Annotated in this window: 1 protein-coding gene and 1 pseudogene; both read left to right on the top strand. The window is 40.5% G+C overall.

Annotated elements, in window-relative coordinates; all coding sequences use genetic code 11:
* A partial coding sequence (locus ACTHSA_RS10790; protein ID WP_440378895.1) for an RHS repeat-associated core domain-containing protein occupies window positions 1-1044 on the top strand: 1044 nt, incomplete at its 5' end.
* Window positions 1045-1061: 17 nt separating this feature from the next.
* A pseudogene (locus ACTHSA_RS10785) lies at window positions 1062-1377 on the top strand (hypothetical protein); the annotation flags it as partial.

Genomic DNA, 1377 nt, shown 5'->3' with positions numbered 1-1377 from the left:
GAAATCTTCAAAAAAGACGGTACGAAAGAAACTTGGGCCTACACCTACGATGCCTTGGGCAGAAGGATAGGCAAAGGTCGTCTGAAAACCAGTCAGGAAGTTTCAGACGACCTCGAAGAGGAAACCGGATTCGTTTGGGACGGCAGCCACCTCTTGCAGGAAGTCCACCCGGACGGCAGATATACCTATATCTATACCGATCCCGATAGCTACGAACCCTTGGCACAGGTACATAACTGGACCAACGAAGAAGGCGAAAGCCGCCAACAAACCCACTACTTCCACTGCGACCAAATCGGCATTCCGAGAGAGATGACCGATGAAGACGGCAACCTCTTGTGGTTTGGCAACTATACCGGCTGGGGCAAACTGAAGAGTGAAACCAACATATCCGGAACTGCTCACCAACCCTTCCGCCTGCAGAACCAGTATTGCGACCGTGAGACGGGGCTGCATTACAACTTCTTCAGGTATTACGAGCCTGATGCGGGTCGGTTTGTGAATCAGGATCCGATTGGGTTGTTTGGAGGTAGTAATTTTTATATGTTTGCCTTCAATATATCTCGTTGGCTTGATCCATTAGGTCTAAAAGGAAAGTCAAAACGATCATGCGAAGAGATTGGGCAAGATATTGATAGATTAATTAATAGAGATAAACGGAAATGTAACAATGGTGGCACTCATGGTTTGCGCCATAGGTTCAATGAACAAATTAATGGTCGCAATGGTCCTGGTACCCAGTCGTGGAAAACACATGAACAGGAAATCAAGAATCAACAGAAAAGCCTTAGAGACCGTTTGCAGGAGTGGAACGATTCAGGTTGTGGAAGTCCCCCTTCTGGGGCGTGGAAGTGGGCGACAAAACCAGTTCCTCAGCCTAAACAGTGGAAAAATCCTGCTGTTCCGAGGTCTACTGTAGAAACAGGAGCAAAAGTTGTTGCTGGTGCTGGAGCTGCATATATAGTTTATCGAATTGTTCGGTTTTTGCCTTCTTTACTCCCTCCTTTATGGGGAACAATTCCTGCAAATGCTGCCATACCTTAAAATATAGAAAGTAAGACATGAAAAAAAACAATCTAATTTTGTTAATTAAAAATCAAATGTCAGATAAACAAAAAAATGAAAATGCTTTACATTTAAATACACTTTTACTAAACTCAATAGAAAATCCTAGTATAGATAATGATTATTTCATAGAATTATTTAGCTATTATTCTAACATATCCCAAGGAGAAGTAAGTGAACTATTTAATTTACTACAATCTTTAACCAAAAATGAAATTAATATAATTTATGATTTTTTAGAATATATTTCTAAGTTTATCAAAGATTTAGGAGTGAATTATGAATTTGAAAAATTTCTTATGGAGGTAAAAT

The organism is Neisseria sp. P0008.S002, from assembly GCF_051962805.1.
Taxonomy (GTDB): Bacteria; Pseudomonadota; Gammaproteobacteria; order Burkholderiales; family Neisseriaceae; genus Neisseria; species Neisseria perflava.
This window is presented reverse-complemented; position numbering and strand designations above follow the sequence as displayed.